4 protein-coding genes and 1 pseudogene are annotated in these 5,546 nt (G+C 73.9%); 2 read left to right on the forward strand and 3 right to left on the reverse strand.

All coding sequences use genetic code 11. The annotated features are described in order from the left end of the window. Together CCN72_RS14405 and CCN72_RS14410 are read right to left on the reverse strand one after the other, a co-directional pair. A partial coding sequence (locus CCN72_RS14405) for an Ig-like domain-containing protein (RefSeq protein WP_341868878.1) occupies positions 1-355 on the reverse strand: 355 nt, incomplete at its 3' end. Positions 356-527: 172 nt separating this feature from the next. Further along, entirely contained in the window at positions 528-1,751 is a 1,224-nt protein-coding gene (locus CCN72_RS14410) for a L,D-transpeptidase (RefSeq protein WP_085566646.1), read from the reverse strand. A gap of 269 nt (positions 1,752-2,020) precedes the next feature. Here CCN72_RS14410 and glgX point away from each other — a divergent pair, with 269 nt between their 5' ends. After that, complete coding sequence (gene glgX, locus CCN72_RS14415; RefSeq protein WP_086807870.1) at positions 2,021-4,270, forward strand: glycogen debranching protein GlgX; 2,250 nt, start codon at positions 2,021-2,023, stop codon at positions 4,268-4,270. 182 nt (positions 4,271-4,452) lie between these two features. Then, positions 4,453-4,959 (forward strand): SigE family RNA polymerase sigma factor, encoded by a 507-nt coding sequence (locus CCN72_RS14420; protein ID WP_086807871.1) that lies wholly within the window; start codon positions 4,453-4,455, stop codon positions 4,957-4,959. A gap of 17 nt (positions 4,960-4,976) precedes the next feature. Here the strand turns inward: CCN72_RS14420 and CCN72_RS14425 are convergent. Next, positions 4,977-5,546: pseudogene (locus CCN72_RS14425) on the reverse strand (hypothetical protein); the annotation flags it as partial.

The raw sequence follows: 5,546 nt of genomic DNA on the forward strand, positions 1-5,546 counted from the left end.
CGGCGGCCAGATGGGCGGACGGCGACCAGGAGCCGCCGTCGCCCGTGATGGCGCCGTCGACCTTCGCGCCCTTGGCGTCCTTGACGGTGACCTCGGTCAACTTCCCCCGGGCCGCGCTGACTTTGAGGGCGCCGTCGGTGGCGACGCCCGTGGCCCCCTGCTCCGGGGCGATGCTGACGGCGGCCGTGGAGGGCCGGCCCTGCTGGGTCGCGGCGCCCTTGCCGTCGTCCTTGCCGCCCCCGCCGCCGCCCCCGCCGCAGGCCGCGAGCGACAGCACCAGGGAGCCGGCTATGAGCCCCCCTGCCGCGCGCCGCCGCCTCGCCACCGACGCCCCCGATATCGGCCGCACGTTCACGTCGTTCTCCCCTCGCAGGGCCTGTTCGGCCCGCTCCCCACCACATTTGGTGCGCGAATATTAACTGCCCGGTTTTGAGCGGGGTGTCAGGCGAATGTCACCGTTCCGTCGCAACTTCCGCCCGGCACCCGCACCGTCCCCCCGCGCGCCGCCCTGTGGCCGTCCCACGTGGTTATTTCACCGCGGAGCCCGCCTTCCATGCCCCCCACGTCAGGTTCCACCCACCGAACCCGTTGCCGGGGTCCACGGTCTTGTCCTGGCTGTTGACGATCTCCACCACGTCACCGACGAGGCTACGGTCGAAGAACCACCCGGCGGGGGTGTCCGAACTGCCGCCCTGGACGTCCCTGAGACCCACACAGCCATGGCTGACGTTGGCCACACCGGGGGCGGTCGGGTCCCAGTAGTTGCCGTGCAGGAAGGTGCCGGAGTCGGTGAGCCGCATGGCGTGCGGGACGTCGGGGATGTCGTACTCACCGCCGAAGCCGACCGTCTGACTGTTCATCCGGGTCTCCTCCAGCATCTCCATCACCACCATCTTGCCGTTGTAGGTGGGGTTCGCCGGGGCGCCCGCGGTGATCGGGACGGTGGCCAGCAGCCGGCCGTCGCGCCGCACCTGCATGGTGTGCGCCGCCGCGTCGACCAGGGAGGTCTGGCTGCGCCCGATGGTGAAGGAGAACGACTTGGACTGGAGCCCGTAGACCCCCTTGGCGGCCTCGACGTCCCGCAGCCCGAGGTCGACGGTGACCTTGGTGCCGGGCTTCCAGTACTTCTCCGGACGGAAGTCGAGCCGGTTCTTGCCGAACCAGTGGGGGCGGATCTCCACCGCGGGCCGCGCCGTGACCCGCACCGCGCGTTCGACGGCGGCCTTGTTCACGATGTCCGTGCTGAAGGCCAGGGAGACGATCTCCCCGGTGCCGACCAGGGAGCGGTTCTCCGGGGTGGCGTAGGCGATGAACCGTTTACCGGGGACGTAGGTGGTGAAGGACGCGTGCCGGGCCGAGCGGCGCCCGCCCGAGTCCAGCGCCACCGCGTCCACGGTGTACCGGGCGGCGAGCGCCAGCCGGTCCTCGTCCGGCGCCCAGGTCAGCCCGTCGGCGCTCAGATGCCCGGCCACCGGAGTGGCCCGCGCGTCCTGTTCCTTGACCACCTTCACCTTCTCCAGACGGCCGTCGGGCACCCGCACCCGCAGCCGCTGGTTCTGCGGGACGGCGGTGCTGCCGTCGCTCGGGGCCACCCGGATGGCGTCCCGGGGTGCCGAAGTTCCGCCGGGTCTGCCGCCCAGGCCCAGCGGGCCCGAGCCGCCCGCGGAGCATCCGGCCAGCAGTCCGGCCCATGTCAGTACGGCCGCCAGTGCGGCCCCCGCGCGCCGTGCGCGCCCATGTACGTGCCTCACGCGCTGCTCAACGACCGGGCACGCTCCGGGGAAACGTGAGTGCGAGCCATGCGGTGGGCAGAACTGTGGGAAGGACGACACGTCGGGGAGCCGATCGCCGCGCCCGTACCGGAGCCGAGGGGCGCGGCCGCACCGGGTGGCCGGGTCCGCCGGCGGCCCGGGGCGCCGTGCCGAGGCGGGTCCGTCCGGGTGCCCTCGGGCCCGCCCGGCGACCCGCCGCGGCGGGCTGCGCCGCTCCCGGGCCGAGCCACTGGAAGAGGGGCCGACAGGTGACGAGCGCAGCCGAGCAGCGGGCACCGGCCACAGGGCGGGCCGCGGCGCCCTCGACGAACGGCGCCCGGCGCGCCCCGGTACCCGGGCCACCGGTGTGGCCGGGCGCGCCGACGCCGCTGGGGGCCCGGTTCCGGGTCGGCCCGGACGGGGTGGCGGGCACCAACTTCGCGCTGTGGGCGGCCGGGGCGCGGTCGGTCCGGCTGTGCCTGTTCGACGCGGACGGCCGGGAGACCCGGGTCCCGCTGACCGAGCTGACGCACGAGATCTGGCACGGCTTCGTGCCGGGCGTGCTGCCCGGACAGCGCTACGGCTACCGGGTGGACGGCCGCTGGGACCCGTGGACCGGCGCCCGCTGGAACCCCGCGAAGCTGCTCCTCGATCCGTACGCGCGCGCGGTGGACGGCGAGTTCACCCTGCCGGCCGAGGTGTACGGCCATGTGCGGGACTGGCCGGAGCAGCGGGTCGCCGACACGGTGCGCGACGAGCGGGACTCGGCGCCGTACGTACCGAAGGGTGTCGTCGTCCACGATGACGACGACTGGTCCGACGACCGCCGCCCCAAGACGCCCTGGGCGGACTCGGTCATCTACGAGTTGCATGTCCGCGGCTTCACCAAGCTGCACCCCGGCATCCCCGAGGAGCTGCGCGGCACGTACGCCGGACTCGCCCACCCGGCCGCGATCGAGCACCTGGTGGAGCTGGGCGTGACGGCCGTGGAGCTGCTGCCCGTCCACCAGTTCGCGCACGAGGACCACCTGCTGCGCCGGGGCCTCGCCAACTACTGGGGCTACAACTCCGTCGGCTACTTCGCCCCGCACGCCGCCTACGCCGCATCCGGTACGGCAGGAGCGCAGGTCGGCGAGTTCAAGCGGATGGTGCGCGCGCTGCACGCGGCCGGCATCGAGGTCATCCTCGACGTGGTCTACAACCACACCGCGGAGGCCGGGGAGCTGGGGCCGACGCTGTCCCTGAAGGGCATCGACAACCGCGCCTACTACCGGCTCCAGGACGACGCCCGCCGCTACGCCGACTACACCGGCTGCGGCAACACCCTGCACGTGGTGCGGCCCCAGGTACTGCGGCTGATCACCGACTCGCTGCGCTACTGGGTGACCGAGATGGGTGTGGACGGCTTCCGCTTCGACCTCGCGGCGGCACTCGCCCGCTCCATGCACGACGTGGACATGCTCTCGCCCTTTCTCGCGGTGATCGCCCAGGACCCGGTGCTGCGCCGGGTCAAGCTCATCGCCGAGCCCTGGGACATCGGCTCGGGCGGCTACCAGGTGGGCGCCTTCCCGCCGCTGTGGGCCGAGTGGAACGACCGCTACCGGGACGCCGTACGGGACTTCTGGCGGCACGCGCTGCCCGATGTGCGCGAGATGGGCTACCGGCTGTCCGGCTCCAGCGACCTGTACGCGTGGGGCGGGCGCCGCCCGTACGCCTCGGTCAACTTCGTCACCGCGCACGACGGTTTCACGCTGCGCGACCTGGTGTCGTACGAGCGCAAGCACAACGAGGCCAACGGCGAGGACAACCGGGACGGCACCGATGACAACCGGTCCTGGAACTGCGGCGCGGAGGGCGAGACGGCGGACCCGGACGTCCGGTCCCTGCGCCGCCGTCAGCTGCGCAATCTGCTCACCACGCTGCTGCTGTCCACCGGGGTGCCCATGCTGGTGGCCGGTGACGAGTTCGGGCGCACCCAGGGCGGCAACAACAACGCGTACTGCCAGGACAACGCGACCGGCTGGCTGGACTGGTCGCTCTTGGAGGAGCCGGGCTGGCGGGAGCTGTTCGCCCTCACCTCGCGGCTGATCGCGCTGCGCCACCGGCATCCGGTGCTGCGCCGGCGCGCCTTCTTCGCCGGGCGGGCGCAGGCCGCGGACGGGCTGCGGGACCTGGCGTGGTTCACGGCGCGGGGCGCGGAGATGACCGAGGGCGACTGGTACGCGCCCGCGGCCACGCTCGGCATGTATCTGTCCGGGCGGGACATCCCGGGCCGCGACGAGCGGGGCGCGCAGGTGGTGGACGACAGCTTCCTCGCGGTGCTGCACGCGGGCGCGGAGCCGACCGGCTTCGTGCTGCCGGGCCCGCCGTGGGCCGAGGGTTACGAGGTGGTGGTGGACACCTCCCACGAGGGCCAGTCGGCGCCGCCCGGCACCGCGCACCCGGCGGGCGCGGAAGTCACCGTGCCGGGGCGGTCGGTGCTGCTGCTGCGGGTCCTCGGGGGGCCGGGGACCGGCTGAGCCCGGGGTTGCGCCGAGTCCGGCTTCACGTCCGAGACCGGCTTCCCTGCCGGGTCCGGGCGTCGGCCGCGCCTGTGCGGCGGCTGTGCGTGACGCGGATCACGTGCCGCGGGTGCAGCGTCCGAGGGGGTCCAGGGCCTTTCCCCTTGTGAAGAGCGCCGGCGAGAACGGGGACCGTGGGAATGGAGCAGGCTCGGGCCGGTGAGTACGACGCGTTCGTGGCGGCCCGCTGGTCGGTCCTCGTCCACCTGGCCCGTCTGCTCACCGGGGGCGATCGGCATCGGGCCGAGGACCTGTTGCAGGAGTCCTTGGTCAAGCTGTGGTTCGCCTGGCCGAAGGTGGCCGACGAGGCGCCGGAGGCGTATGTGCGCACGGTGCTGGCGCGGGCGGCGGCCCGCTCGGCGCGGCGGCGCTGGTGGGGCGAGCGGCCGGTGGAGGAGCTGCCCGAGGTGGCGGCCGGCGGCGATCTGTCGGCGACCGTGGCCGAACGCTCCCGTCTTGAGGCGGCGCTCGCGCAGCTGACGCCGCGCCAGCGGGCCGCCGTGGTCCTGCGCTACTACCAGGACCTGCCCGACCGGCAGGTGGCCGAGATCCTCGGCTGCCCGGTCGGCACCGCACGGTCCCATGCCGCGCGCGGGGTGGCCCGGCTGCGGCAGCTGCTGTCGGACGTCGTCGAGCCGGTGGGGTGAGTGATGAAGCTCGGGAATCACGTGGACGAGACCGGCCTCGACGGGGCCGACGAGACCGAGGGGGCCGACGCTTTCGAACAGCGGCTGACGCGGCTGATGCACGGCACGCTGGAGCCCGCGCCGTTCGAGCCGCGGCACCGGGAGCGGCTGCGGGCGGGGGTGCGCACCCGGCGCAGGGTGCGCACGGCGTACCGGGCGGCCGGTTCCGCGGCGGTGATCGCGGGGCTCGGCCTCGGGCTGCTCCTGTGGCCGCACCAGCACACCCAGGTGCTGCCCGGCGCGCCGGGGCCCCGGCCCAGCACGAGTCCGGCGCCCTCACCGTCGGCCCCGCCGAGCACGACACCGAGCGCTCCGCCGAGCACGTCGACGACGGTTCCACCGAGTACCTCGACGACCCTCCCGCCCACGTCGGCTCCGGGCTCCTCGCCGAGCTCGTCGAGTTCGGCGCCGCCCGAGGCTCCCAGTACGACGCCGACCACGTCGTACCCGCCGCCCACCGCGACCACCACGACCGCCACCCAGAACAGCGAACGGGGAACCACGTGATCAGCATCCGACCGGGCCGGGCCGCCGCGCCCGCCCAGGCC

Source organism: Streptomyces murinus (assembly GCF_002154555.1).
Classification (GTDB): Bacteria; Actinomycetota; Actinomycetes; order Streptomycetales; family Streptomycetaceae; genus Streptomyces; species Streptomyces murinus.